Source organism: Pyramidobacter porci, assembly GCF_009695745.1.
GTDB lineage: Bacteria > Synergistota > Synergistia > Synergistales > Dethiosulfovibrionaceae > Pyramidobacter > Pyramidobacter porci.
On record NZ_VUNH01000003.1, the window covers coordinates 1 to 25,318 of the forward strand.

The 25,318-nt window shown below is 59.0% G+C and carries 24 protein-coding genes, 2 tRNA genes and 1 rRNA gene; 13 read left to right on the top strand and 14 right to left on the bottom strand.

The window, feature by feature from the left end; genetic code table 11:
- The 6 genes from rrf to pgmB all read left to right on the top strand — a co-directional run bounded on the left by rrf (position 1) and on the right by pgmB (position 6,409).
- A 5S ribosomal RNA gene (gene rrf / locus FYJ74_RS03200) occupies positions 1-114 on the top strand.
- A 338-nt stretch (positions 115-452) separates the two neighbouring features.
- Entirely contained in the window at positions 453-623 is a 171-nt protein-coding gene (locus FYJ74_RS03205; protein WP_154528174.1) for a hypothetical protein, read from the top strand.
- Between the two features lie 112 nt (positions 624-735).
- Positions 736-2,079, top strand: a complete 1,344-nt coding sequence (locus FYJ74_RS03210; RefSeq protein WP_154528175.1) for a hypothetical protein — start codon at positions 736-738, stop codon at positions 2,077-2,079.
- A 107-nt stretch (positions 2,080-2,186) separates the two neighbouring features.
- The gene (locus FYJ74_RS03215; RefSeq protein WP_154528176.1) at positions 2,187-4,010 is read left to right on the top strand and encodes an ABC transporter permease; all 1,824 of its coding nucleotides are present in this window, start codon (positions 2,187-2,189) and stop codon (positions 4,008-4,010) included.
- A 5-nt stretch (positions 4,011-4,015) separates the two neighbouring features.
- Positions 4,016-5,650: an ABC transporter ATP-binding protein gene (locus FYJ74_RS11860; protein ID WP_154528177.1), complete on the top strand. Its 1,635-nt coding sequence runs from the start codon at positions 4,016-4,018 to the stop codon at positions 5,648-5,650.
- Between the two features lie 48 nt (positions 5,651-5,698).
- Positions 5,699-6,409 carry a beta-phosphoglucomutase gene (pgmB, locus tag FYJ74_RS03225; protein WP_154528178.1) on the top strand — a complete coding sequence of 237 codons (711 nt, stop codon included), beginning with the start codon at positions 5,699-5,701 and terminating at the stop codon, positions 6,407-6,409.
- On the opposite strand, the gene FYJ74_RS03230 is transcribed toward pgmB, so the two are convergent.
- The 8 genes from FYJ74_RS03230 to FYJ74_RS03265 all read right to left on the bottom strand — a co-directional run bounded on the left by FYJ74_RS03230 (position 6,410) and on the right by FYJ74_RS03265 (position 11,494).
- Entirely contained in the window at positions 6,410-6,652 is a 243-nt protein-coding gene (locus FYJ74_RS03230; RefSeq protein ID WP_154528179.1) for a hypothetical protein, read from the bottom strand.
- Positions 6,653-7,145: 493 nt separating this feature from the next.
- A complete protein-coding gene (gene rplS, locus FYJ74_RS03235; RefSeq protein WP_154528180.1) occupies positions 7,146-7,499 on the bottom strand; it encodes a 50S ribosomal protein L19 in 354 nt (117 codons plus the stop codon).
- Between the two features lie 30 nt (positions 7,500-7,529).
- Positions 7,530-8,672 carry a tRNA (guanosine(37)-N1)-methyltransferase TrmD gene (gene trmD / locus FYJ74_RS03240; RefSeq protein ID WP_326830856.1) on the bottom strand — a complete coding sequence of 381 codons (1,143 nt, stop codon included), beginning with the start codon at positions 8,670-8,672 and terminating at the stop codon, positions 7,530-7,532.
- Complete coding sequence (gene rimM, locus FYJ74_RS03245) at positions 8,669-9,196, bottom strand: ribosome maturation factor RimM (protein ID WP_154528181.1); 528 nt, start codon at positions 9,194-9,196, stop codon at positions 8,669-8,671. Before rimM ends, trmD begins: the two co-directional genes overlap by 4 nt.
- Positions 9,197-9,198: 2 nt before the next feature.
- Positions 9,199-9,471: a KH domain-containing protein gene (locus tag FYJ74_RS03250; protein WP_154528182.1), complete on the bottom strand. Its 273-nt coding sequence runs from the start codon at positions 9,469-9,471 to the stop codon at positions 9,199-9,201.
- A complete protein-coding gene (gene rpsP / locus FYJ74_RS03255) occupies positions 9,471-9,737 on the bottom strand; it encodes a 30S ribosomal protein S16 (protein ID WP_009163513.1) in 267 nt (88 codons plus the stop codon). Before rpsP ends, FYJ74_RS03250 begins: the two co-directional genes overlap by 1 nt.
- A gap of 67 nt (positions 9,738-9,804) precedes the next feature.
- The gene (gene ffh / locus FYJ74_RS03260) at positions 9,805-11,154 is read right to left on the bottom strand and encodes a signal recognition particle protein (protein WP_154528183.1); all 1,350 of its coding nucleotides are present in this window, start codon (positions 11,152-11,154) and stop codon (positions 9,805-9,807) included.
- A complete protein-coding gene (locus FYJ74_RS03265) occupies positions 11,147-11,494 on the bottom strand; it encodes a sigma-70 family RNA polymerase sigma factor (protein WP_320633310.1) in 348 nt (115 codons plus the stop codon). The genes ffh and FYJ74_RS03265 overlap by 8 nt, the downstream gene beginning before the upstream one ends.
- Positions 11,495-11,846: 352 nt before the next feature.
- Here FYJ74_RS03265 and FYJ74_RS03270 point away from each other — a divergent pair, with 352 nt between their 5' ends.
- Both FYJ74_RS03270 and FYJ74_RS03275 read left to right on the top strand, forming a co-directional pair.
- On the top strand, positions 11,847-12,488 hold the full coding sequence (locus FYJ74_RS03270; RefSeq protein ID WP_154528184.1) for a lactate utilization protein: 642 nt from the start codon (positions 11,847-11,849) through the stop codon (positions 12,486-12,488).
- Positions 12,489-12,490: 2 nt separating this feature from the next.
- Positions 12,491-13,480, top strand: a complete 990-nt coding sequence (locus FYJ74_RS03275) for an asparaginase (RefSeq protein ID WP_154528185.1) — start codon at positions 12,491-12,493, stop codon at positions 13,478-13,480.
- 283 nt (positions 13,481-13,763) lie between these two features.
- Here FYJ74_RS03275 and FYJ74_RS03280 read toward each other — a convergent pair whose 3' ends face one another.
- Both FYJ74_RS03280 and FYJ74_RS03285 read right to left on the bottom strand, forming a co-directional pair.
- Positions 13,764-15,062, bottom strand: a complete 1,299-nt coding sequence (locus FYJ74_RS03280) for a 2-hydroxycarboxylate transporter family protein (protein ID WP_154528186.1) — start codon at positions 15,060-15,062, stop codon at positions 13,764-13,766.
- Positions 15,063-15,161: 99 nt separating this feature from the next.
- Entirely contained in the window at positions 15,162-16,340 is a 1,179-nt protein-coding gene (locus FYJ74_RS03285) for an NAD(P)-dependent malic enzyme (RefSeq protein ID WP_154528187.1), read from the bottom strand.
- Between the two features lie 227 nt (positions 16,341-16,567).
- Between FYJ74_RS03285 and citD the strand changes: the two genes are divergently transcribed.
- From citD to FYJ74_RS03310, 5 genes are all read left to right on the top strand, one after another.
- Positions 16,568-16,840: a citrate lyase acyl carrier protein gene (gene citD, locus FYJ74_RS03290; RefSeq protein ID WP_154528188.1), complete on the top strand. Its 273-nt coding sequence runs from the start codon at positions 16,568-16,570 to the stop codon at positions 16,838-16,840.
- Positions 16,841-17,719, top strand: coding sequence for an HpcH/HpaI aldolase/citrate lyase family protein (locus tag FYJ74_RS03295; protein WP_154528189.1), 879 nt, complete (start codon positions 16,841-16,843; stop codon positions 17,717-17,719).
- Complete coding sequence (gene citF, locus FYJ74_RS03300; RefSeq protein WP_154528190.1) at positions 17,716-19,125, top strand: citrate lyase subunit alpha; 1,410 nt, start codon at positions 17,716-17,718, stop codon at positions 19,123-19,125. Before FYJ74_RS03295 ends, citF begins: the two co-directional genes overlap by 4 nt.
- A gap of 76 nt (positions 19,126-19,201) precedes the next feature.
- Positions 19,202-20,452, top strand: a complete 1,251-nt coding sequence (locus FYJ74_RS03305; protein WP_154528191.1) for a 3-isopropylmalate dehydratase large subunit — start codon at positions 19,202-19,204, stop codon at positions 20,450-20,452.
- Positions 20,453-20,466: 14 nt separating this feature from the next.
- Positions 20,467-20,970: a LeuD/DmdB family oxidoreductase small subunit gene (locus FYJ74_RS03310; protein WP_154528192.1), complete on the top strand. Its 504-nt coding sequence runs from the start codon at positions 20,467-20,469 to the stop codon at positions 20,968-20,970.
- Positions 20,971-21,760: 790 nt separating this feature from the next.
- Here FYJ74_RS03310 and FYJ74_RS03320 read toward each other — a convergent pair.
- The 4 genes from FYJ74_RS03320 to FYJ74_RS03335 all read right to left on the bottom strand — a co-directional run bounded on the left by FYJ74_RS03320 (position 21,761) and on the right by FYJ74_RS03335 (position 25,224).
- On the bottom strand, positions 21,761-24,031 hold the full coding sequence (locus FYJ74_RS03320; protein WP_078016662.1) for a hypothetical protein: 2,271 nt from the start codon (positions 24,029-24,031) through the stop codon (positions 21,761-21,763).
- A 357-nt stretch (positions 24,032-24,388) separates the two neighbouring features.
- Entirely contained in the window at positions 24,389-24,802 is a 414-nt protein-coding gene (locus tag FYJ74_RS03325; protein WP_078016661.1) for a PH domain-containing protein, read from the bottom strand.
- Positions 24,803-25,065: 263 nt separating this feature from the next.
- Positions 25,066-25,141, bottom strand: a tRNA-Glu gene (locus FYJ74_RS03330).
- A gap of 9 nt (positions 25,142-25,150) precedes the next feature.
- Positions 25,151-25,224, bottom strand: a tRNA-Gln gene (locus FYJ74_RS03335).
- Positions 25,225-25,318 lie beyond the last annotated feature (94 nt).

Consider the following 25,318-nt stretch of genomic DNA (forward strand, 5'->3'; position numbering starts at 1 on the left):
CTGGTGATAAAAGCGGAGGGGGTCCACCCGGTCCCATGCCGAACCCGGCAGTTAAGCCCTCACGCGCCGATGGTACTGCGATTCGCTTCGCGGGAGAGTAGGTCGTCGCCCGTGTCTCTGTTTTTTTTTCTTCCTTTCTTCTCTTTTTCTCTCCCTTTCTTCTCCTTTCTTCGCTCAAAAATCTTCGCTCGAAAAATCACCGGCCTGCAGCGGAATTTTCTTCCCCCCTGGCCGGATTTTTTTGTTCCTTGGCATAAATTCGCTAAGCCCACTCGGTCTTCAGGGCTTCACAAATGAAAATTTTCTGGTACAAACCTTCTCTTGATAAAACCAAATCTGAACGGTTGAAGAGGGAGAAAACAATAGTTCTTTATTAAGAAGTTATTGATAAATATGAAAAACAATGCTATCCTTTATTTAATGAAAGTCTCCGATTGAAAAAGGAGTTTGAAATGAACGGTTTTGAGAAATTGGTTGCACTTTTTTTAACTCTTTTAAAGCCGCCTTTTGATTTTGGTGTTACGGAGCTTTCTCAGGTGATGTGGAGAGGGTGTAACGTATTATTGTTTCCATTGGAACGAGGCAATTGGCGCTCCCTTAAAATTATGGTGGGGTTAAGGTGAAAAGCGCTAAAAGAAACTAGATTTCTCATCTATTCTTTTGGCGGAGCAGTTGCTATAATATGTCTATCGGCAGCTCTAAGGTTTCTAAGCTTTGATGGGAGGAAAAAGTGCGATGAAAAAGTCTTTATGTCTGGTTTTATCGGCAGTGATGATTCTTTCCGCGGCCGCTTGCGGCGGCGCCAAGACTTCGGGGAAGAGTTCGGCCGTGCAGAGTATCGTTAAGCAGGCCGAGGGAATGTCCATGGAGGAACTGGCCAAGAAAGCCATTGAGGAGTCAAATGGCAAGATGTTCTACGGCGTCGGCAACTCTAGCCGCGGCAAGAGCGCGTTGCCTCTGTTCATCAAGTATCTCCAGTCCGTCAATCCCGAGTACAAATTGGATTTTGAGTGGCAGCAGCCCAAGAACAACAAGATTTTCGATCAGCTGACGGCCGATTCTCTGAAGAGCAGCGGTACCTTTGCCATGACGCTGATTCAGGATGGCAATCAGATCGAGAGCAAGATGGTGCGGACGGGAATCCTCGACACCTTTATTCCCAAGGAATGGGCGGAAGCCAACGGTCTTGCAGCCGACGCGTATCCTGCCTACCTGCCTCTGCAGACGCTGAACAAGGTCTTTATGTACAACTGCGTTGACAAAAACAAGGTCTACGATAATTGCTGGGACTTCGTCGCCAAGGATGAGCATGGTCTCTACATGGATATCGACTCCGAGATCGTGGGCAAGAACTTCCTGTACATGCTGACCCGCGAGGACTATGCCACGATTTTGAAGGATGCCTTCGAAGCGCTGAGCGCCGACGAGCGGGCGTACTTCATGCCCACCGTCAACGCGATGGCTTCCGAAGCTGCCGATCTGGGGCTGGGTGAGAATGGTAAATACGCTCTGGCATGGATCAAACTCTGGGTGGAAAGCTACAACGCCCAAACCGACGACGGTCCCATCTGCAATATCCTGGTGGATTCGTCCGCGGTGAATAAGTTCGGCCTGCTGGTGTACTCCAAGATTCGTTCCGTCAAGGAGTCCGATGCCGTATCGAAGAACAACATCAAGATCGCGGCGTATCAGGACGGCTACGCCGGCATGGGCGGCTACGGTTACTGCCATTACCTGTTTGTCACCGACAACAGCCCGCTGCCTTGGACGGCCTGCGCCTTCATCGCGTACATGACCTGCACGACCGACGGATTCTCCGCATGGGGCAAGGATATGGGCGGTTATTCCGCAAATCCCGTGGTCCTGGCCAAGAATGAGGCCATCTACAACCATAAAAACGGCGGCGCCGCTACCAAGGATGATCCCACGGAGTATCCGGCGAAGAACGACCGCGGCTACGAGTGGTGGACCAATGACGGCAAGCTGGTCATCGAAGATCCCGAGTACTGCGCGAGCGTCGCTTTCACCGTGGGCAGTTGGATTGAAACGCTGACCAAATACTCTTCCGGCGCAAAATAAGATGAGTTCCGGCAGTTCAGGCCGGCGCGCATAAGCGACGTTCCAAATGCGTCCCCCGAGTGATTCGATGCGCTCCGGGGACGCTGTTTTTTAGGGAGGAGTCCGCCATGAGCAGTTCCTTTGGCATCTCAAGAAAGACGGTTCTGCGAAACAATCTCAAAACCTTTTTTTCGAAGCCCTACAATGTCATTCTGGTACTCTTGGGTATCGTGCTGACGTTTTCTACCGTGGCGCCGATCGTTGCCATCGTGGAGGACACCTTTAAGATTCATCCCGGCACCATAGACGCCTACCTGAGCAAACAGGCGAGCGGCTACAGCGCTGTCAACTACATCGATCTGTTTACCAGCCGACTGGCGAAGAACAATCTTTGGATTCCGCTTCTTAACACGGTCAAGCTGGCCGTTGGCACTTGTTTTGTGTCCATCTTCTACGGCGGAGTTTTTGCTTTCCTGCTGACGCGGACCGATTTGGCCTGGAAAAAATATCTCAGCTCTGTCTTTATCTTCCCTTACATCATGCCTCAGTGGACGTTGGCCGTGGTGTGGCAGAATTTATTCAATTCCAACGCCGTCACCGGCACGTCGAACGGGCTTCTCGCCTCGCTGTTCGGTATCCGGATGCCGATCTGGTGGTGTCAGGGGCTTTTCCCGAGCGTCATGGTGCTGGGGCTGCACTATGCGGCGTTCGCCTGTATCCTGATTGGCGCCATTTTCCGCAACATGGACGCGAATCTGGAGGAGGCTGCCACGATCCTTGACACTCCGCGCTGCAAGACAATGCTGCGCATTACGCTGCCGATGGTGAAGCCGGCGATTCTGTCCACCGTTTTGCTGGTATTCGGAAGCGCGATGGGTTCCTATCCCGTGCCTCATTATTTGAAATTTACCACCCTGTCTACCAAGTATGTCTCGATGAACTCCAAATATACCGGCGAGGCAAGCATTCTTGCCATCATTATGATGGTGTTCGGCGTGGCGATCATGCTGCTCAACGAGGTATCTCTGCGCAGCCGCAAGAGTTACACCACAGTCACCGGAAAATCCGGTCAGATTTCCAAGCTCAGCCTTGGCCGCGGGGGCAAGTATGCCATTGCTCTGTTTCTGGTCGTCCTGACGTTTTTCACCAGCGTGTTCCCGATCATTTCCTTCGCCTTTGAGACGTTTCTGCCCAACCCCGGCGATTATTCCTTCCTCTACACCGGCAATATCGCCAATCTGACCACGAAGTGGTGGACGATCAGCGAAAATGTCACCGAAAGCGGCATGTACGGCCAAAAGGGCATGCTCTACAACGCGACTATTTGGCGCGCCTTTGGCGGCACTCTGTGGGTTTCCGTGTGCTGCGCGCTGATTGCCGGAACTGTCGGCACCATGATCGGCTATGCCGTCTCCAAAAACCGCAGGAACCGTTTCGCCAATTATGTCAATTCCGTGGCGTTCCTGCCGTATCTTATGCCGTCCATTGCCGTGGGAGTGGCCTATTTCGTTCTGTTCTCCACGGACCGGATCAATCTGTTCAATACCTACACGGTGCTTATTGTCGTGGGCACGGTCAAGTACATTCCTTTTGCCAGCCGTTCCGCTCTGAATTCGATGCTGCAGCTTTCCGGCGAGATCGAGGAGGCCGCCGTCATTCAGAACGTTCCCTGGCTCAAGCGCATGACGAAGATCATCATCCCCATTCAAAAGTCGTCCATCATCAGCGGCTATCTGCTGCCGTTCATGACCTGCCTGCGCGAGCTGTCGCTGTTCATGCTGCTGTGCACACAGGGATTCATCCTCTCGACCACGCTGGATTACTTTGACGAGATGGGGCTGTACGCTTTTTCCAGCGGCATCAATCTCATTCTGATCATCACCATCCTGGTCTGCAACACGCTTGTCAACAAGATCACGGGAGCGAGCCTGGATAAAGGAATCGGAGGATAAAAGCCATGCCTGAAATCAAATTGGAACATATCACAAAGCGCTGGGGCAAATTCTATGCGGTGGAAGATCTGAGCTTTACCATTCAAGACAACGCCTTCGTGACCATGCTCGGCCCTTCCGGCTGCGGCAAAACCACCGTCTTGCGCATGATCGCGGGCTTGGAAACGCCGACCGTCGGACGGATCACCATCGGCGATCGGGTCGTTTTTGATTCCTCGCTGGGCATCAACGTGCCCCCCAACAAGCGCAAAGTCGGTTTCCTGTTTCAGAACTACGCGCTCTGGCCCAACATGACGGTGTATCAGAATATCTCCTTCGGTCTGACGAACATCAAAGAGACTTTGCCGGAAATCGATTTCGAGGCGAAAAATGCCGCCCGTCTGGCCGAGCTGCTGGAGAATGCCGAAGATGTGCGCAAGGTCTTGGGCGAATGTGTCACGAAAGAGGGGGGGCTGGATGAAAAGAGGGCCACGCTCAAGCTCATCGACGCCTATACGATTTCGCAGTACACTGCCAAGAAGCTTTTCAGCTATCATTTGGAAAAAGAAGCTGATATGGGAGCAGAAGTTGCCTCGCTGCGCCGCAAAGTCGAGAATGCCAAACATTCCGCACAGGCTGCCGGCGCGGAGCTGGACGCCGAATTCCGCGTTGTCAGAGACGGCGCCGTGACGAAAAGAGTGCGTCGGCTGACTCAGGAGGAAATTGACCTGACCGTGCGACGCGTCAGCCGCATTGTCAAAATCGGCATGTTCATGGACCGTTACCCCGCCGAGCTGTCCGGCGGCCAGCAGCAGCGCGTGGCCATTGCCCGCACCCTTGCGCCGGAGCCGGATGTGCTGTTGATGGATGAGCCGCTGTCGAATCTGGACGCCAAATTGCGTCTGGAGATGCGTTACGAGCTGCAGCGCCTGCATCTGGAGACCGGATCTACCTTTGTTTACGTTACTCACGACCAGATGGAGGCCATGACGCTGGCCACGCAGATCTGCCTGATGTCCAACGGCGTCCTGCAGCAGTACGATGCGCCGCTGACAGTCTATCATCATCCGAAAAATCTCTTTGTCGCGGACTTTGTGGGCAATCCGCCCATTAACTTTGTCGAAGCTAAGGCCAAGCAGCAGCCTGACGGCTCCGTCGCCCTGACCGCACTCGGAGGCCGCCGCGCCGAGTTTGTGCCGATGAGTCCTGTGGATCTGGCCGCGTGGGCGGCTCAGCGCGATCGCCGCGCCGCCGAAGCCGCCGAGGAACGCAGCCAGAGGGCGCGGGAGAGCGGCGCTGTGGAAAAGTCGAACAAAGACGAGAGATTTCTCTATCATATTGACCGCGCCAGCGGTGAAGACGATTCTCCGACCGATCTGTCCGCGCTGACCGACGAGGACGTGATTATTGCTGTCCGGCCCGAGTTTCTGGAATTGGCGGAAAGCGGAGCGCTGGAGGGCCGCATTTACGGAGTCATGCCCACCGGCATGGAGTCCACCATTAAGGTGCGCGTCGACGACTTCCTGCTGACCGGCGTGATCTTCGGCAGCGGCGTGATCTCGATCGGCGCACGCACTTCGGTTCGCTTCAAGGGCAGCAATATTCTGCTTTTTGACCGTCAATCCGGCGAGTACATCTGCGAAGGCAGCCTGCACTTTTAATCTGCGGCGTGTGTTGGACCCGGACAGTCTGGAAGATGGAGGAGACATTTGCTGCAAGCGGTTATTTTTGATTTGGACGGCGTGCTCTGTTCCACGGACGAATATCACTTCAGGGCGTGGTCGCGGCTGGCGTATGAGCTGCATCTGCCCTTTGACCGTGAGAAAAACCGCCGTCTGCGGGGCATCGGCCGCATGGACGCGCTGGATATCCTTCTGGAAGACAGCGGCGTCGCCTATACGGCGGAGCAAAAATCAGTCCTTGCCAGGCGCAAGAACGACTATTACGTGGAACAGCTGCACCGGCTCACGCCGGACGATGTCTTTCCCGGCGTGACGGAAACGCTGCAGGCGCTCAGAGAGCAAAGCGTAAAAATTGCCGTCGGGTCTTCCTCGAAGAACGCCAAAATCGTTTTGGACCGCTTGCAGCTCACGCCGTTTTTTGACGCGGTTGCTGACGGAGCGGATAACGTTCGTTCCAAGCCGATGCCGGACGTCTTTTTATGCGCGGCGCGAAAGCTCGGCGTCACCCCTGCGCTCTGTGCCGTGCTGGAAGATGCCGCAGCCGGCATCGAAGCCGCCAATCGCGCCGGAATGTTTGCCGTTGCCTACGGCCCCGATGCCGCAGCGCACCCCATGGCCAACGCGGCCGTCACAGAACATCGGCAGATCGTGGACCTGATTGAGACGTGGGGAGAGCTGCCGGAAGGGAAGAAGTCACAGAGAGATGAAGCTACTGCTCGTGCGGTACGGAGACTCTGATTATTCTGCCGATTCGCTGATGCCGCAGGGCTGGTAAGAGGCAGAGCTTTTAGGCCAGCGGCTGCGCAAGCTGACCGGAAAAAATTTTTGATAAACGGGCAGGCAGGCCGAAGCGAAGTTTCTCGCTTCTTCGGAAAGCGGGAAAGGGATCCGAGAAAGCAGCGAAACATTCTGGTGCGCCAGTTTTTGTTCCCATTGGCGGCCGATACTGTAATGCGTTCCCGAGAATATTTCATGGTTCATGAGATTGCGCTCCTTATTTTCGTAATAAGGGGCTGCCGGCAACTCCTGAACAGAAGGATAGTGGAATAAAAATTTTATGTCAATGCCTCTGCGGTTTTATAATTTGCACGCCGCACAAGCGATTCAGGAAACCGAACGAAATTGTTTGCGCGGCACTTGAGATTCTGCCGGCGGTATTGAATGCTTTACCCGAATCGGTTCTCCGCGGGACGCCGATTCTGGAGATGGCGGTGGCGGACGACGGGGAGCCGTATGTGGTGCCGCTGAACTACGACAATCATCTTCTGTATGCTCTTAGGGTGAAAGTTCAATGTGCTCAAGATGACGGACAAGACAAGGGCTAACCCAACCTGGACAATCCGAATGCGCCGCTGTGGAACGCGGGGTAATCCAGGGGATAAGCGCGAATACAAAAAGAGTTCTTTCTGACGGCGTAAAACCGCCCGAAAGAACTCTTTTTCCGTTGTTAAGCTCAATGCCGCTGCGAAGATGATTAAGCGCGGCGCTCTTTGATGCGGGCGCTCTTGCCGCTGAGCTTGCGCAGATAGTACAGCTTGGCGCGGCGGACGCGGCCGAGGCGCTTGACTTCGATCTGGGCGACGCTGGGGCAGTGAAGGGGGAAAATCCTCTCCACGCCGACGCCGTTGCTGATCTTGCGGACGGTGAAGCTTTCGCCGATGCCGCCGTGCTTGCGGGCGATGACGATGCCTTCGAAGGCCTGAAGACGCTCGCGGGCGCCTTCCTTGACCTTGACGGAAACGCGCACGGTATCGCCGGCGCGGAAGGCGGGGATCTCGCCCTCCGGCTTCATGTGTTTCTGCTCGACGAGTTTTACTCTGGGATCCATACTGCATTACCTCCCTGTTTGTCAGGTGTTTTATCTGGAACCGAAAAATCGGTCCAGCGTAGCGGAGATCAGAGCGGTGCGAGGCAGTTCTCCACCGGGAGTCTCCTGGGGCCGCATGGCGATGACGCGGCCCTGCGCCGGCACGGCGCCGAAAAGGATCAGCGCGGGACCGGACGCTTCGACCATTTGCCGTTTGGCTTCCATCCAGGGCAGGCCTGAAGGGGTTTCCGCGGCGATGACGAGAAGCGGGCCGTGTTTTTTTCTCGCGGCCCACTCCGCCATGCGGCTGACGGAGGGGACGCATTTGATTTCGGGAACTTCGGACAGTTGGCCGCGGAGAACGTCGAAGTCTTCGCGGTTTAGCGGCGCGGCGATCACTCGCGCGAGGCCGTAGGCTTTTGCGGTCTGGGCGATCTGCGCAAGTTCGGCGGCGAGTCCCGACGCGTTGGGATCGACTGAAAGGCCAAGGTACGCTTCGTCTTCCAGATAGTCCATCACGTTGGCGCGTCCGAGCAGGTCGGGACGACGCGAGAGCGTGCGGCTGGCCGCGGCGCGCCGGCGCCATTTTTCGATCTGGGCGTCGTCGCCCGACGTGAGTTCGGCGGGTACTTCCATGCCCTGCCAGACGGCGGGGCGGGTGAAGTGGGGCGTGTCGAGCATGCCGTTGTAGAACGAGTCGTCGGCGACGGAGAGCTCTTTGCCGACGACGCCGGGAACGAGGCGCGAGAGCGCGTCGATCAGCGTCATGGCGGGGATCTCGCCGCCGGTGAGAACGTAATCGCCGATGGAGTATTCCAGATCGACGTACTTCTCGACGAAGCGCTCGTCCAGCCCTTCGTAATGGCCGCAGAAGATGGCCAGATGCTCCTCGCGCGCAAGGGCCTCGACGAGGTCCTGTGTCAGCACGGCGCCGACGGGCGTAGGGAAGAGGACTTTCGTCCCTTCGCCGCGGACGAAATGCAGCGCCCGCTCCAGCACTTCGGGCATGAGGGTCATGCCGCCTTTGCCGCCGAAGCTGTAATCGTCGATCTGGCGGTAATTGCCCTGCGCAAAGTCGCGCAGGTTCACGACCTCCACGTCGATCAGCCCTTTTTCCACGGCGCGGCCGACGATGCTGGTGCGCGCGAAGCTGTCGAGAAAGTCGGGAAACGCGGTGACGACGGTGACTTTCACAGCTCCCACAATCCTTCGATCAGACGCAACGTGACGCGGCGCGCGTCCAGATCGGCGTCGCGGAGGAACTCCGGCGCGGCGGGGATCAGGTGGTCCTTGCCGCCTTCGTCCCTGACGACGACGAGCTGAGAAGCGCCGCTGTCGACGATGTCTTTGACGACGCCGAGCTTACGCCCCCGGTCGTCGTACGCGTCAAGGCCGATCAGGTCGCTGATCCAGAACTCGCCTGGCGCCAGCGGCACGCGCTCGTCCGGGGCGATCTCCACGGAGCAGCCGCGCAGAAGTTCGGCCTGCTCGATGGTTTCGACGCCTTCCAGCGCGGCCAGAAAGCAGCCGCGCGTCAGCGCGTCGCGCATGCCTGTCACGCGATAGCTTCCCGCGTGCTTTCCGTCGCGGTAGAAGCTGAGACTCTCCATTTCGAAAAAACGTTCGGGAAAATCGGTGAGCGGGTGGATCTTGATCTCGCCGCGAAGGCCGTGAGTGCCCTGGACCTGACCGACGACGATTCTGACGGCGCCGGGCATCGTTATTCGGCGTCGGCGTTCCTGTCGCCGGTCTCGGCGACGTCGACTTCGACGCTGTCTCCGCCCTTGACGGAGGAGACGCGGACGATCTGACGGATGGCGTTGATGGTGGCGCCGCGGCGGCCGATGACGCGGCCGGTGTCTTCCTCGGCGACGTGGATCAGCACGCGGAGAACGCCTTCGGCATCCTTTTCGGAAGTGACTTCAACCGCTTCGGGCTTGGTCACGAGCGAGACGGCGATGGTTTTGACGAGAGCCTGGTAATCCATCGGCATCACTCGGCTTTCTCGGAGAACTTGGCCCAGACGCCGGCTTTCTTGAGAAGCGCGCGGGCCGTGTCGGACGGAAGAGCGCCGTTGCGGAGCCACTTCACGGCGGACTCCTCGTTGATCTTGATCTCGGCGGGATCCTTCATGGGATCGTACGTGCCGAGCTCCTCGATGAAGCGGCCGTCGCGGGGGCTGTGGGAGTCGGCCACCACGAGACGATAGAAGGGGACCTTTTTGCGGCCGTGACGTGAAAGACGAATTCTTACTGCCATTTCTGCAACACCTCCTGAAACAAATTGTCGTTTATAAAAAATCCCCGTGGGGATTTTCTGCGGTTTTTCAGCGGCGGAACATGCCGCCCAGGCCTCCAAGGAGGCTTCTTTTTTTGCCCATCTTGCCGAAGCGCTTCCACAGCTCGCTCATCTGCTCGAACTGCTTCAGCAGCTGGTTGACCATCTGCACCGTGGTGCCCGATCCTTCGGCGATGCGGCGCCGGCGGCTGCCCTTGATGATCGCGGGATCGCGGCGCTCGGCCTTCGTCATCGACTGGATGATGGCTTTCATGCGCAGCAAGCGCTTGTCGTCGAGCGCTTCCGGCGGCAAGTCCTTCATCTTGCTGGCGACCGCGCCGGGCAGCATCTCCATCACCTTGTCGAGCGGGCCCATCTTTTCGACCTGGGCGAACTGCGCGAGCAGGTCGTCCATCGTGAAGCGCTGCTTTTTGAAGCTCTGCGCCATCTGCCGGATGTCGGTTTCGGTCGCGGTTTCCTTGATCTTTTCGACCAGACCGGCCATGTCGCCCATGCCCATGATGCGCTCGGCCATGCGGCGGGGGTCGAACTGCTCGATGGCGTCGAGCCCTTCGCCGACGCCGGCGAACTTGACCGGCACGCCGGTGGCGGCCAGCACGGCCAGGGCCGCTCCGCCGCGGGCGTCGCCGTCGAGCTTGCTGAGCACGACGCCAGTGACGCCGAGGCGGTTGTTGAACGCTTCGGCCACGTTCAGGGCTTCCTGTCCCGACATGGCGTCGACGACCAGAAGGATCTCGTGAGGATCGAGCGCCGCTTTCATGCGGTCGAGCTCGGCCATCATCTCCTCGTCGACGGCGAGGCGTCCGGCCGTGTCGAAGACGAGCACGTCGATCAGATGCGAAGCGGCGTAGGCGAGAGCGCGTTGGGAGAGCGCGACGACGTCGGTCTCGCTGGCTTCGGGGCCGAAGAAGGCGACGCCGGCCTGACCGGCCAGCACGCGCAGCTGATCCACCGCGGCGGGGCGGCGCAGGTCGCAGGCAACGAGCATGGGCTTGTGGCTCTTGCTCAGCTTTTTGGCGAGCTTGGCGCTGCTCGTCGTTTTGCCGCCGCCCTGCAGGCCGACCATCATCACCAGCGTCGGCGGCTGGGGCGAGATGTCGATGCCGCGGCTGCCTTCGCCCATGATGCGGGCGATCTCTTCGTAGACGACGGCGGAGACTTGCCGGGCGGGCATGATCGACTCGAGCACGTCGGCGCCGACGGCGCGGACGCGGATCTTTTCGACCAGGTCCTTGACGACTTTGTAGTTGACGTCGGCTTCGAGAAGGGCGCGGCGAATTTCGCGCAGGGCCTGCTGAACGTCTTCTTCCGTCAGCTTGCCGCGGCCGCGCAGGCCGCTGAAAATGCTTTCCAGTCTCTCTTTGAGCGAGTCAAACATGATTCATTGTCCTTCCGGCGCACGCTTCGACGATGGCCGCGGCGTGCTGTTGAGGGTTTTCGCCGTCGCGGATGGCGCGGGCTTCGGCTTCGATGCGGCGAAAGCTTTCGGCGTGGCCGAGCAGCGTTTCGATCTCGTCGAGGCGGTCGCGCGCCCGCTGCAGCTGGTCGGAAACGCCCTGACGGCTGATCCCCAGCTCGTCGGCGATCTCCGAGAGCGAGAGATCGTCGAGCTCGTGCATTTCGTAGACGCGGCGCTGCCGTTCCGTGAGGAGCGGCCCGTAGAGATCGTACAGCCGCGAAAGCTGAATGCGCCGTTCCAGCACTTCGTTTTCGCTCACTGCGTTCCCACTCCTTTCGCGACGCGAGCATTATAAGCGATCGTAACGAGGGTGTCAAGATGTTTTGCTTGACCCATGACGCCTCCGAAAAAAGATGCGTTCGCTCTTCCCGTTTCCTTCATAATGCGGCTTTGTCTGAGATGATTTTGACGGTTGCCGGGAGGCGAGATTCGATTTTTGCATTCCGGCGGGCAAGAATTCTCTTTTTCTGCGGGGACTCATATGATAAAATAAGCGTAGTTTCTGTTTTTAATCTTTTTTTGTTTCGTGTCTTGATGTGGGAAAATAGACGCATCTGTGCTCTGGGCCGGGACGGAATCATTGTTCCGTTGAGCCCGAATTGGAGGAGAAAATGAAAACTGAAACGGCGATGAGCAAGGCTGCTCAAGACAACTATCGCAACCTTGCGGCGAGTATGGCGAAACATTTGAGCCGGCGGGGGCACGTGCCTTTTTATGCGGCGACCGCGGCGGAAGCTCTGGAAAAAGTCCTTGAGCTGATCCCCGCCGGTGCCAGCGTAGGGATTCCCGGTTCCGTGACGATCCGCGAGATCGGCGCCGTCGAAGCGTTGCAGGAACGTGGGCACAAGGTGGTGCAGCATTGGGATCCCAAGGCGACGGCGGCGGAAAAGCTGGAGGCGCGTTTTGAAGAAGCGCAGTGCGACGTGTTCCTCGTCAGTTCCAACGCCATCACCAAAGACGGCGTGCTCGTCAATATCGACGGTTCGGGCAACCGCGTGGCGGCCATGTGCTGGAGCCGCGGCGACCGGATCTACGTCGTCGGCATGAACAAGGTCTGTCCCGACGTGGAAAGCGCTCTCGCGCGCGTGCGCGACCGCGTAGCGCCGCCCAACGCGCAAAGACTTTCAAGCTCCGGCCGCAGCGTTGCTCCCGACAGTATCTGCCGGGCTGTGCTGATCATGGAGCAGGCGCCGACCATGCCAGACGGCAAGAAGTCCTACGTGGTTCTCGTAGGCGAAGAATTGGGGTATTGAGAATGGCAGATCAGAATGTTTCACTTGTCATCGCCGGCGGCGAAATCTCCATGGGATTGGCCGACGGCATCGTCACCTCGCAGCAGTCGGTTTCGGCGGAGACGATCCAGTCGTGGATTTCGCCCGAGCTGGCGGGATCGGTGCGCCTGGTGGACTGGAGCCATCAGCCCAGCAGCCATTATTCGGTGCGCATGACGGCCGACCTCGTCGAACTGTTGAGCCAGCAGGTCGAAGCGGGTGCTCACGCCGTCGTCGTTTTCTGCGGCTCCGATGCCGTGGAGGAGATGGCCTACCTGGCCGATCTGCTCTGGGTGTATCCGCAGCCGCTGATATTTGCCGCGACTCATGCGCCGGCGGGCGTTCCGGGCAGCGACGCGCTGACCGTGCTGAACGAGGCGCTGCTCACCGCCCTTTCGCGCGAAGCGTGGGGACAGGGCGTGCTGGTCTGCGCCGGCGGGCAGCTTTTTGCGGCCTCTGATATCGTTGAATATGCCGATTACGGTCGTCTTGGTTTCGCGGGCAATTTCCGCGGCGCCATCGGCGCCATCGTTGCCGGCAAAGTCCATCTTTGGCAGGCCCCTAAGCGCAGCAAAATTTTTGACGCGCCGTTTACGCCGGCCCGCAACGTGGAGCTGCTCTACGCCTCGCTGGGCGCGGGGGAACGCTTTCTGCAGCTGCTCACCGGCGACGAGGGCAATCCACTCGACGGCCTTGTCATCGCCGGCTTCGGCGGCGGTCATGTCTATCCCGCCTGGGTCCCTTACCTGAAGGCCCTTGTGCGCGACGGCGTTCCCGTGGTGGTCGTGTCGCGCTGCCTGCGGGGCTGCGTGATGGAGGATTCTTCCTTTGAGGGGGCCTTCCTGAAGCTGAAGGAATTCGGCGTCATGAACGGTGGATTCCTTTCGCCCTTGCAAGCGCGCCTCAAGTTGGCCGTCGGCATTGGCGCAAATCTGAAGGGCGAAGAGCTGCAGAAATATCTGTTGGATCAGTAAAAAATATTTGTATCTTTAATACTAATTCTTGATAAAAAGTATTAATTAAAAATAGTATGAGACACTACAAATTCAAGGCCGGACGAATGCGAAGCATTCGTCCGGCCTTGAACGTTCTGACTGTCGGTGGTATGGTTTATACTATTTCTTAAAAGGCCGCACGCAAGGGTGCTGCGGGGGAGATTCATAAAGCGAGCTGCGCAGCAGTCGAGGTAGTCCTGAGCGACTGAACTCCCCTGCAGCCCCCGAAAACTATGCTCGTACTTCCTATCAAGAATCAGTATTAAATGATCTGCAGCAGCATGCTGGCGAGGATCAGCATGAAGGCGCCGCCGATACGGGAGGAGATTTGCGCGAAGGGCATCAGTTCCATGCGGTGAGCTGCGGAAAGAACGGCTACGTCGCCCGTGCCGCCCATGTTGGCCATGCAGAGTCCGGCGGTGATGGCCGACTCGATGGGATAAAAGCCGACGAGGCGCCCGACGATGCCTGAACCGATGATGGCGCCGAACACCGTCACGCCGACAAGCAGCAAATACTGGCCGGAGAAGGCGGAAACGATCTGGCCGAGATCGGTGTAGGCCACGCCGATGCCGACAAGGAGCGTGGCGGTCAGATTCTTCATGATGAACTGGAACCACTGGTAGCAGCAGATCTCGTAGTACTGGGGAAGAATCCCCAGCGCCTTGACGACGGCGACGGAGATGATCATCCAGGCGTAGCTGTGGATCTTGGGAATGAAGAAGGCGATAATGCGTCCCCAGGCGAAGAATGCCGTCGCCAGCAGCAGGCCGACGCCCATGACTGTCAGGCTGATGGCATCGCGTTTTTTGAGGAATTCTTCGTCGGTTTGAATGGCGTCATCGGCACCCTTGGTGATGAGCAGATCGCCGTTGCCGGTGAAGCGGGGGAACGACTTGCCGAGCTTGCTGAGCAGCCCGCCGGCGACGATCGCCATGGCGTTGCCGAGGGCGACCGCCGGGATCATGATGTTGATGATGTCCTCGGGTTTCTGCGCCAGCGTTTCGCCGAAGATCTTCGACAGCGGCACGGCACCGGCGCCCATGCCGCCGCCCATGATGGGCACGGCGATGTAAAGGATGGCCTGCTTGGCGCCGTAACCGGTGAGCTCGCCGACGAGGCCGGCAAGAGCAAGCGCCACGACGACGCCGCCGATGATGGCGGGCAGATAGCGGATTGCGGCGCGGATCAGCAGGTCGCGGTTCATGCCGAGGATCGAGCCGCAGATCAGCGCGGCGATGTAGAAGTCGAGGAAGCCCTCGCCCTTCATGAAGTTCGTGACGATTTTGACGGTTGCGTCGGGAATGAGATGATAGTAACAAAGTAGCGCCATGCCGAAAATGATGACGATGGCTCCGCCGCCGAGATAGGTGTTGACGATCGGACAGCGGTTGCCGATCTCGTTGAGAACGGCGCCGGCGACGATCATGAACGGAAAGGCGCCGATCATGCCTTTGGGCAGAACTCCCATGTAGGTCGCCGTAAGAACGATGGCCGCAAAAACGGCGAAGATCTGCCATGGCATGTTGAACAGCCTGAGGCTTTTGTTTTCTTCAGACATTTGTGGAATTCCTCCTCGAACGGAAAATTTTTTGCGGCGCGGCGTCCGCTCGGCTTGAACGACGCCGCGCCGGTACAGCCATAGGGGATGGAAAAGTTTTTACAGTCGCGCCACGCCGGTCTTGCGGGCAGCGTCGGCCACGGCTTTCGCCACTGCGGGAACGACGCGCTTGTCGAACGAGTCGGCGATGATATGGTCGGGCGTCAGCTCGGCGTCGGGGATCAGCGAGGCCAGCGCATAAGCGGCGGCCAGCTGCATCTCGTCGTTGATCTGCGTGGCGCGGCAGTCGAGCGCGCCGCGGAAGATGCCGGGGAAGCCGAGGCAGTTGTTGACTTGGTTGGGAAAGTCCGAGCGCCCGGTGCCGACGACCATCGCGCCGGCGGCCTTGGCTTCGTCGGGGAAGATTTCCGGCACGGGGTTGGCCATGGCGAAGATGATCGCCTTGGGCGCCATGGTCTTGACCATTTCGGGCTTGAGCGCGCCGCCGACGGAGGTGCCGAGGAAAATGTCGGCTCCTTTGATGACATCGGCCAGCCGGCCTTTTTCGTGATTCGGATTGGTGATCTTGGCGAGCGCGAGCTTGGCGGGGGCGAGGTCCATGTCGTCGGAGAGCGCGCCCTTGCTGTCGAGGGCGATGATGTTCTTCGCTCCGGCCAGCATCAGCATCTTGCTGATAGCCGTGCCGGCCGCTCCGGCGCCGTTGAGGACGATCTTCACGTCGCCGATCTTCTTGCCCACGACTTTGAGCGCGTTGATCACGGCGCTGAGCAGGATCACGGCAGTGCCGTGCTGGTCGTCGTGGAAGACGGGAATATCGCAGATGGCCTTGAGGCGGTCCTCGATCTCGAAGCAGCGCGGCGCGGCGATGTCCTCGAGGTTGATGCCGCCGAGCGTGGCGGTGATGTTCTTGACGATGCCGATGATCTCCTCGGTGTCCTGCGTCTCGATGCAGATGGGGATCGCGTCGATGCCGGCGAAGTTCTTGAAGAGACAGCACTTGCCCTCCATCACGGGGATGGCGGCCTTGGCGCCGATGTTGCCCAGTCCGAGCACGGCGCTGCCGTCGCTGATGACGGCCACGACATTGCTCTTGGATGTGTAAGTGTAGACGTCGTCGGGATTTTTGTTGATGACGCGGCACGGTTCGGCGACGCCGGGCGTGTAGGCGACGGCCAGTTCCTGCATGTTGGTGACGGGCATCTTGCTGACCATGGCGAACTTGCCCACGGTCTCCTTGTGGCGTTCCAGCGCGATTTCGTAAATTGTCTTCTCTGCCATTGATAACTCCTCCTTTTGAATGTGGAGCATATACTGTTGTAAACAAAACGTTGCAATTTTTTCTATTATACACGAAACTCTTCGGAAATGCCGTATTTTTATTTCTCAAATGCTGACGAAAAACATCGTTTACAGACGGAACGCCCGTGCTAGAATAAAAATGATCTGGATGATCTATCGGCGCTGAAGAAGGGCGATTTCTTTTTTTTGACAGGGAGGGATGCCGTTTGGAGATCAGGAGAAAATCCGTCGCCGGCACGCTGGAGTCGAGCGACGTTCTCGTGGAAATCGAACCGGGGCGCGGCGTGACCGTCGAGCTGGAGTCGGTCGTGACGGCGCAGTTCGGCGCTTTGATCGAGAAGACCGTGCGCGAGGTGCTGAAGGGATTTGCGGTGGAAAACGCGTCGCTGCGCGTCGTCGACCGCGGCGCGCTGGACTGTACGATCCGCGCCCGAGTGGAGACCGCGATCAAACGCGCGGCGGCAGAGGAGGAAAAGTAAATGCGCCGTTCCATGCTGTTCCTGCCGGGCAACACGCCCAACATTATCGTCAACGGCGACGCGCTCGGCGCCGACAACGTCATCCTCGACCTCGAGGATGCGGTCGCGCCGGATCAGAAGGACGCCGCCCGCATCCTCGTGCGCAACGCCGTCAAGGCGCTCGGCTTCGAGAGCGTCGAACTGACCGTGCGCATCAACTCGCTCGACACGCCGTATTGGCAGGCGGACCTCGACGAGATCGTGCCGCTGCGCCCCGATTTGATCATGCCTGCCAAGGTCGGCGGCGCGGAAGACGTGGCGACGCTCGACGCCTACATGGCCGAAGTGGAGAAAAAACACGGCCTTCCTGCCGGGACCGTGAAGCTGATCCCGCTGATCGAGACGGCGCGCGGGCTGGAAAACGCCTACGCCGTCGCTTCGGCTTCGCCGCGCGTGGCGGCGATCTTCCTCGGCGCCGAAGACCTGACCGCCGACCTGCGCTGTCCCCGCACCAAGGAAGGCGCGGAGATCTTCTACGCGCGCAGCCGCATGGTTTCGGCCGCCCGCGCCGCCGGGATCGACGTCTACGACACGCCGTTCACCGACGTCAACGACGACGAAGGGATCGTTAAGGACGCGCGGTTCGCGCGCAGCCTGGGATTCAGCGGCAAAGCCGTGATCTCGCCGCGCCACGTGCGCGCCGTCAACGAGGCGTTCAGCCCGACGCAGAAGGAGATCGACTACGCCCGCGAGGTGCTGGCGGCGATCCGCCAAGCCAAGGAACAGGGGCGCGGCGCGATCTCGCTGTACGGCAAGATGATCGACAGGCCGATCGTCGCGCGCGCCGAACAGACCATCGCCATGGCCGAGGCCATCGCCGGAGGAGGACGCGAAAAATGAAAGACGGCAAAGTCATCGCCACGCTGAAAGACGCCATTCTCCGTTCCGGGCTGAAAAACGGCATGAGGATCTCGTTCCACCATCACCTGCGCAACGGTGACGGCGTGATGAACATGGTACTGGCCGAGCTGGCCGCCATGGGCTACCGCGATCTGACGCTCAACAGCAGCTCTGTGTTCGACGTGCAGAGCCCCATTATCGATCACGTCAAAAGCGGTCTCGTCGGCCGCATCGAAACCAATTACATGGGCGCGAAGGTCGGTCGCTTCATCTCCGAGGGCGGCATGAAGGAGCCGGTCGTCTTCCGATCGCACGGCGGCCGCCCGAGCGCCATCGAAAACGGCGTCACGCCGATCGACGTGGCGTTCGTGGCCGCGCCCGCGGCCGATCCCATGGGCAACGCCACGGGCAAACGTGGCAAAAGCGCCTGCGGCTCCCTCGGCTACGCCGAAGCCGACGCGCGCTGCGCCCGGCATACGATCGTCGTCACCGACAACCTTGTCCCGTACCCGCTCGAGGACGCGCTGATCCAGGAACAGTGGGTCGACGGCGTCGTCTCCGTGGACAGCATCGGCGATCCGCAGGGCATCGTTTCCGGCACCACGCGCCTCACCCGCGACCCCGTCGCTCTCGCCATGGCGCGCACTACCGTCGACGTGATCCGCGCTTCCGGCCTGCTCAAAGACGGCTTCTCGTTCCAGACCGGCGCGGGCGGCGCGTCGTTGGCCGCGGCCACGTTCCTCAAGGACGTCATGCTGGCCGAAAAGATCCAGGGCAGTTTCGCCCTCGGCGGCGTTACCGGCGCCATCGTCGACATGCTGAACGCCGGCTGCTTCCGCTCCATCATGGACGTACAGTGTTTCGACCTCGGCGCGGTGGCCTCGATCCGCGACAACCCGCGTCACGTGGAGATCTCGGCGACGCGCTACGCCTCGCCGACGTCCAAGTCCTGCTGCGTCGACAGCCTCGACGCGGCCATCCTCGGCGCGACGGAGATCGATACCGACTTCAACGTCAACGTGCACACCGATTCCAACGGCTCCATCATGGGCGGCAGCGGCGGACACAGCGACGTCGCCGCCGGGGCGAAACTGTGCATCGTCGTCGCGCCGCTGATCCGCGCCCGGTTGCCCATCGTCACCGACCGCGTCACCACGATCTCCACTCCCGGCCGCACGGTCGACGTGCTCGTCACGCAGAAAGGCGCGGCCGTCAACCCGGGCCGCGCGGACTTGCGCGATCGTCTGGCCGAAGCGGGCGTCAAAATCGCGGACATTCACGACCTCAAAGCCGCAGCCGAGAAACTGACCGGCGCGCCCTGCCGCCCCGCGCGCGGGACCCGCGAGGTGGCGAAGGTCATGTACCGCGACGAGACTCAGATCGACAGCATCAAAAGCGTGAAATAATTTTGCGCGGGGCGATCCTTTTGACGGGAACGACCCTGCGTTGGCGGAAACATCGATCGAAGGGGGAGATGGCAAGATGCATGCTACGGAAAAAATCCTCGCCGCCCACGCCGGACGCGCGTCCGTTTCGGCGGGCGAGATCGTCAACTGCGCCGTTGACGTAGCCGGGATCAACGACCTGTACCTGCAGACCGTGCGCTCGTTTTTCGAGATCGGCGGCGTCACAGTCCATTCGCCGCAGAACGTGGTGATGTTCCTCGATCATTACGCGCCGGCCTCGTCGATCCAGCAGGCCGACAATCAGAAACAGTTCCGCGAGTTCTGCGAGGCGCAGAACATCGCCAATCTCATGGACGTGAACGAGGGCGTCTGCCACCAGATCTGCGTGGACAAAGGCTTTTCGCGCCCCGGCCGCCTGATGGTGATCACCGACTCGCACACCACCACTCACGGCGCGCTGGGGGCGTTCGGCACCGGCGTCGGCGCCACCGACATGGCCGCGATCCTGATCTCCGGACAGCTGTGGTTCCGCGTGCCCGAAGTCGTAAAGATTATTCTCGACGGTTCGCCGCGTCCCGGCGTGTTCGCCAAAGACGCGATCCTGCGCGTCATCGGCGCGCTGGGAGCGGATTACGGCGTCTATAAGGTGATCGAGTTCTGCGGCGAAGCGGTCGCGAACATGCCGCTGTCGGAACGGCTGACGCTGTGCAACATGACCACCGAGATCGGCGCCAAGACGGCGTGGATTCAGCCGGACGAAGTCACCTTCGCGCACATGAGGCGGCTCGGCATCGACGACTACACGGTGTACGAGACCGATCCCGATTACCGTTATTCCGCCGCGCACCGTTTTGACGTCGGCGCGCTCGAACCGCAGATCGCCGAGCCGGACAGCGTCGACAACGTGCATCCTGTTTCGCACTGCGCCGGCGTGAAGATCCAGCAGGCTTTTCTCGGCACCTGCACGGGCGGGCGCTTCGAAGACCTGCAGATCGCCGCGCGCATCGTCGAGGGGCGGAAAGTGCCGCGCGGCACGCGCTTCGTCGTCGTGCCGGCCAGCCGCCAGGTGCTGCTTGAAGCCGTCAGGAGCGGCGTCATGGAGACGCTCGTCGAAGCGGGCGCCACCTTCGTCACGCCCGGCTGCGCCGCCTGCCTCGGCACGCACGAGGGCATGCTCGCGGGCGGCGAAAACTGTATCAGCTCTTCCAGTCGCAACTTTCCCGGCCGCATGGGCAGCGCCGAGGCGCGCATCTACCTCGGCTCTCCCGCCGCCGTAGCGGCTGCGGCGGTCGCCGGCGAGATCGTCGATCCCGCCGAATTCCTGTGATCAGGAGGCATCCCATGGACAAAATCATTTCCGGCCGCGCCCGCGTCTTCGGCAGCAACATCGACACCGATCAGATCTATCCCGGGCGCTTCCTTTCGGAAACCAATCCCGACGACGTGAAGCGCCACGCCATGGCCGGCGTCGATCCCGATTTTGCGGCCAGCTTCCGGCCCGGCGGCCTGATCGTTGCCGGCACGAACTTCGGCTGCGGCTCCTCGCGCGAGCATGCCGCCGTCACCCTCAAGGCCGTGGGCGTCGGCGCCGTCGTTGCCGAGTCCTTCGCGCGCATCTTCTTCCGCAACGGCGTCAACCTCGGCATCCCGCTCGTGGCCTGCCCCGGAGTTTCGAAAAAAGTCAGGGACGGCGACCTGCTTGCGCTCGACCTGTCCCGCGCGCTCCTGAAAAACGAGAGCAGCGGCGAAGAGCTGCCCTGCGAGCCCGTCGGCGATTACGCTTTGACGATCCTCGAAGCCGGCGGCATCAAGCCGCTGCTGAAAGCCCGGTACGGCCGACATTGAAGCGGGGATGAGCGGACACAAAAGAAGCTGTCTCAAAATTACAGCACTGCCTTTGAAAGATAAATGGCATCACTTCGCTCCACTCATACGCAGTGCTTTATACTAATTCTTGATAGAAAGTATTAACATAATTTCCCGGGGGCTGCGGAGGAGTTCAGTCGCTCAGGACTCCCTCGATCGCTGCGCGGTCTGCGCAGCTCGCTTTGTGAATCTCCTCCGCAGCGCCTCTGCATTCGGCATTTTAATTGAGAAATAGTATTAGTGCTGGATAGAGTCCATCGAGGAATAGCAAAGAGACCGCCTCAATTGGCTTTTGAGACGGTCTCCTGTTTTGGGGGCAATTATTTTTTTTCTGTGCGATCGCCAGTTATCAGTTGCAGCGACATACGGCACCTTTCAGCTGAATAGTTAAGGATATTTCCTATGTTTAAGTATCATCCTGCCGGATGCCATATCACGCGCATAAGGAGATCCTTGCTATGCAGCATAGACGCTCCAAGGTTGACAGACACCTCATTTCAGAGGGAACAGCCGGTTTTCTGAAAAATACTTGCTGTCTGTATGGCTTTCATAACACAGCAGCTACTGTGCATAACGCCGTCTCTGGTAAAACCGTATTTTGCTGTCACGGTGCGCTTGATATCTCTCCTGAAGAGCCTGTCCGCCCAGAATGCGGGGCGACGATGCGCGTCAAAACATCTACGGCCGCGGTCAGCTGCCACGAAAGACCCGGTGACCGTCAGCATATCAGACCTTCGGCCGCTTTACAGAAGACGGTTAGGCCCGCGTTCTATTTGGACTTCCAGGCATCGTAGAGCGCCTGAATGTCAGCAGCATAAGCGGCCCCCTGGTCACGTGAGTAGAACGTAGACGAGGAACCGGTACGGTACTTGAACCCCTTATCGCCTGCCGGCATTGGATCAAGCCTGATGATCTTTCCTTTTGCTTCGCCCTTTTCGCCCGGTTCGGGGCGGTAAACGATCATGACAGTGTCCGGCTTGTCACGCATAGATTCGTTCCATGCCTTGACTTTTTTCTGAGGTTCCGCGCCGGACAGTTTTGCGTACCCGAGCGCGGTCACCGGCTCACCCTCGTACCCGATCAGAAAATCATCCCGACGCAGTCCGGCCGCGTAGGCGGTGCCTTCCTTGTCGATATTCCAGATCACAGTCAGAGAAGCAGAGCCCTTCGGACGGGACTTAGGGACTTCATTTCGTACTGCCGGGCCGCCGTTGTTTTCCGCGAGCCATTTTTCATAGAGCGCCTGGATCTGCTGAGCATAGACAGCCCCCTGACTGTGAGCGTAGAACGTGCACTCGGAAACGGTCGCGTATTTAACCCCCTTATCGCCTGCCGACATCGGATCGAGCCTGATGATCTTTCCGCGGGCCTCGCCCGTCTCATCAGAGGCAGGACGATACACGATCATTACCGCGTCGGGTTTGCTGCTCATGGATTCGATCAGAGCCCTGACTTTTTTCCTGCTGTCCGAGCTTGAACTCAGTTTTGCATATTCGATCGCCGTCGCTGCTTCCCCCATGTATCCGATCAGAAAGTCGTCCTCGCGAAGTCCGGCGGCATAGGCCGCGCTGTTCTTAGGGACATACGTGAACCGCGTCAGAGCCGCCGGTCCGTGCACGAAGACGTTGTTGCCCTCCGCGACCCATTTTTCATAGAGCGCCTGGATCTGCGCGACGTAAACGGACGACTCCTCACGGCTATAGAACTGACACTCATCGCTGACATCAAAGTAAAACCCTTTTCTGCCCTTCTTCATCGGTGAAAGCTTCAGGATCTGCCCCTTCGCGGTATTTTTCTCGCCGCTGGCGGGACGGTAGACAACAAGGGGAGCGTTCGTGTCATTTTCGTTCACGTCAAGTTCATGCGCTACGCTCGTATAAGTGCTTCCGGAAAAAATCCCCGCATGTTCGAAGAATGACTTTTTCTCTCCGAGCAGACCGATCAGGAAGTCGCCGACCTGCATGCCAGCGGCCAGAGCCTGCCCCTCCGGAGCAACATCCGTAACGCGAGGCAGACATGAGGGAACGCGGACCGCCGGTCCTGAGTTGCCCGAGGCAAGCCATTCACTGTAGATCTTCACGATCTGCGTATAATACAAGTACGTCCCCTTATTGGAGAGCATGCTGCCATCAGCAGTTTTTTTCGGCGTCCAGCTGAAGCCCTTCTTCCCCTCGGGCATCGGCGCGCTCGCGAAGATCATCCCATGAGCCGATTCTTTCTCAAGAAAGGCGTCATCCGTTTGGGCTATCTTATGGGCTGCCCTAGTTTCCCTCAGTTTCTCACGCAGTTGGGCGATCTCATTTTCACTCATTCCCTCACGCAGACCGGGGCGGTAGACGATCATGACAAGATCTCCGCGTTCTGAGGCCCCGTCTATGATCGGGGTAACACGGCTGGCTGACTCCCCGGGATCATAGCCCATGAAGCTGAACGTGGTCCACTTGTCGCCCTGATAACCGATGATGATGTCATATTTCTGCAGTCCGGCGGTACGCGCCGCCCCTTCCTCCGCGACTTCCGTGATCACCGGAAGGCAGATATCCGAATCTCTCGAGGCCGTGACCCCGGCCCCGGCGAGGACGATCACCTCGACGGGGATCGCGCGGATGTGCGGGTCACTTTCCCCGGCCTGGCCGATCTCTCTGCCCCCTGCGTCGGTAAAGACGAATCTTCCGTCACGCCTATAGGCTTGGCCGATCTCCTTGCCGCCGGAATAGTACACATCCTTTGTTTCCTGCCGGACGAGCTTCGCAAGTTCCTTTCCAGCGGCATCGCAGAAGACGATCGTTCCGTCCACGGTCCGGGCCTCTCCCAGAGGCCTTTTGTCCGGATCGCGGTAAACGGTGACGCCGTTTTCAGTCGCAGATTCAGCGACCTGCACGGCATGGGCCCAGTACGTCGTGCGGCCTTCCTCCTCCGCTCTCGCATAGTATCGGAATGTGCCGCGAGGCCCTTGGACCGAGAGCTGCAGCTCGGCGTACGCGCATGTCCCGAACAGCACCGCCAGTAATACAGCACTTATGAATCTCAGTTTTTTCATAATAAAAACGCCTCCCTCGTGTTCGGAAAACTCCGGATACAGCGCGGCAAGGCGTTGTTCCCCATTCGACCTCGCCGCTTACCCACTCGGGCATCAGAACAGGCCATGCGAACTGGTCGGCCTGATACTCGAAACCGTTCATGTTTGCCTGCGTCTGCGACCGGAAGCAGCAGCCGCGGCTGCTCTTCAGCGCCCAGCCAACTATGTTAAACAAGATCAAAACGCCCAGGCGGCAGGGAAGGGGTGGCTGTTCGGATGCTGAATGCCCCGTTCCGAAAGATTTTCGACATCAGCAAAAAAACTGGAACGCAATTCTGCATCACACAGAATTTGTGATTGAGCTATTTTTTGAAAAAACTACTCGCCTTTGGCCAGAGCGATGTTTTTGGACACGGTGGAGATCATGCGGGCGATGTCGGTCTTGCGCACCCAGGAGATCACCACGTCGTCGCCGGAGACGCCGGCGGTGCTGATGCGGAGTTTGCCGAAGAAAATGCCGCGCTCGCCGCGGATGGAGTTGATCTTGCCGTAGGGGAAAATGCGGTCGTCGCTGCCGTAGACGATGCCCGAGTCGAGCACCATGAAGCGGCGGTTGGTCGCCACGACGAGCACGGTATTCTTTTTGCCGTCGTAGCCGCTGGTCAGGAATTCGATCACTTCGCCTTCGTCGATGATCTTGGGCAGGGCGCGCCGCTCTTTTCCGGTAAACCACTTGTGATAGGGACCGATTTTGCGAAGCTGCTCCCGGACGACTTCTTTCGATACTGGCATTGAGAAATCCCTCCTGAAAAGTAATGTTGGGTTGGATAGCTAAGGAAGATTCATTTTTTGTTCAGAGCATGAAAACCCTTCGCAAGATTATACCCTCGATTTTGAAATTTGAGAACAGGGCCCGCGTTCGTGCGTCGCAGCGGAAATTTCGGCGAGGTCTTTGAATAAGAAAACGAAGCGCTTCGCCCTTGAGAAGGTGAAGCGCTTCGTTTTTATCTCGTGGCGGCGTCTCGAAAAGAAGCGCGAAATTCCGAATAAAAAAATGGCACTCTCTAGGGGATTCGAACCCCTGTTACCGGGCTGAGAACCCGATGTCCTGGGCCACTGGACGAAGAGAGCGCATAAAAATGGCTGGGATACAGGGATTCGAACCCCAATTCTCTGATCCAGAGTCAGATGTCCTGCCGTTGGACGATATCCCAAAGCCGCATGTCGAATTGTGCTCGGCGTCTTTCGCAAAGCAAGGGAATAATAGCATGCCTCAAAAAAAATTGCAAGACCCCGATCGATGAAATC

Bases quoted from the DNA above. Each gene is read 5' to 3' on its own strand.
- FYJ74_RS03210 (WP_154528175.1), top strand. From the start codon at position 736: ATGAAAAAGTCTTTATGTCTGGTTTTATCGGCAGTGATGATTCTTTCC.
- rimM (WP_154528181.1), bottom strand. From the start codon at position 9,196: ATGCCCGGCGCCGTCAGAATCGTCGTCGGTCAGGTCCAGGGCACTCAC.
- FYJ74_RS03280 (WP_154528186.1), bottom strand. From the start codon at position 15,062: ATGTCTGAAGAAAACAAAAGCCTCAGGCTGTTCAACATGCCATGGCAG.
- FYJ74_RS03285 (WP_154528187.1), bottom strand. From the start codon at position 16,340: ATGGCAGAGAAGACAATTTACGAAATCGCGCTGGAACGCCACAAGGAG.
- FYJ74_RS03215 (WP_154528176.1), top strand. From the start codon at position 2,187: ATGAGCAGTTCCTTTGGCATCTCAAGAAAGACGGTTCTGCGAAACAAT.
- FYJ74_RS03305 (WP_154528191.1), top strand. From the start codon at position 19,202: ATGCATGCTACGGAAAAAATCCTCGCCGCCCACGCCGGACGCGCGTCC.
- FYJ74_RS03250 (WP_154528182.1), bottom strand. From the start codon at position 9,471: ATGCCGATGGATTACCAGGCTCTCGTCAAAACCATCGCCGTCTCGCTC.
- FYJ74_RS03325 (WP_078016661.1), bottom strand. From the start codon at position 24,802: ATGCCAGTATCGAAAGAAGTCGTCCGGGAGCAGCTTCGCAAAATCGGT.
- rplS (WP_154528180.1), bottom strand. From the start codon at position 7,499: ATGGATCCCAGAGTAAAACTCGTCGAGCAGAAACACATGAAGCCGGAG.
- FYJ74_RS11860 (WP_154528177.1), top strand. From the start codon at position 4,016: ATGCCTGAAATCAAATTGGAACATATCACAAAGCGCTGGGGCAAATTC.
- FYJ74_RS03275 (WP_154528185.1), top strand. From the start codon at position 12,491: ATGGCAGATCAGAATGTTTCACTTGTCATCGCCGGCGGCGAAATCTCC.
- FYJ74_RS03295 (WP_154528189.1), top strand. From the start codon at position 16,841: ATGCGCCGTTCCATGCTGTTCCTGCCGGGCAACACGCCCAACATTATC.
- ffh (WP_154528183.1), bottom strand. From the start codon at position 11,154: ATGTTTGACTCGCTCAAAGAGAGACTGGAAAGCATTTTCAGCGGCCTG.
- FYJ74_RS03230 (WP_154528179.1), bottom strand. From the start codon at position 6,652: ATGAACCATGAAATATTCTCGGGAACGCATTACAGTATCGGCCGCCAA.
- FYJ74_RS03270 (WP_154528184.1), top strand. From the start codon at position 11,847: ATGAAAACTGAAACGGCGATGAGCAAGGCTGCTCAAGACAACTATCGC.
- citF (WP_154528190.1), top strand. From the start codon at position 17,716: ATGAAAGACGGCAAAGTCATCGCCACGCTGAAAGACGCCATTCTCCGT.
- FYJ74_RS03310 (WP_154528192.1), top strand. From the start codon at position 20,467: ATGGACAAAATCATTTCCGGCCGCGCCCGCGTCTTCGGCAGCAACATC.
- FYJ74_RS03205 (WP_154528174.1), top strand. From the start codon at position 453: ATGAACGGTTTTGAGAAATTGGTTGCACTTTTTTTAACTCTTTTAAAG.
- rpsP (WP_009163513.1), bottom strand. From the start codon at position 9,737: ATGGCAGTAAGAATTCGTCTTTCACGTCACGGCCGCAAAAAGGTCCCC.
- FYJ74_RS03320 (WP_078016662.1), bottom strand. From the start codon at position 24,031: ATGAAAAAACTGAGATTCATAAGTGCTGTATTACTGGCGGTGCTGTTC.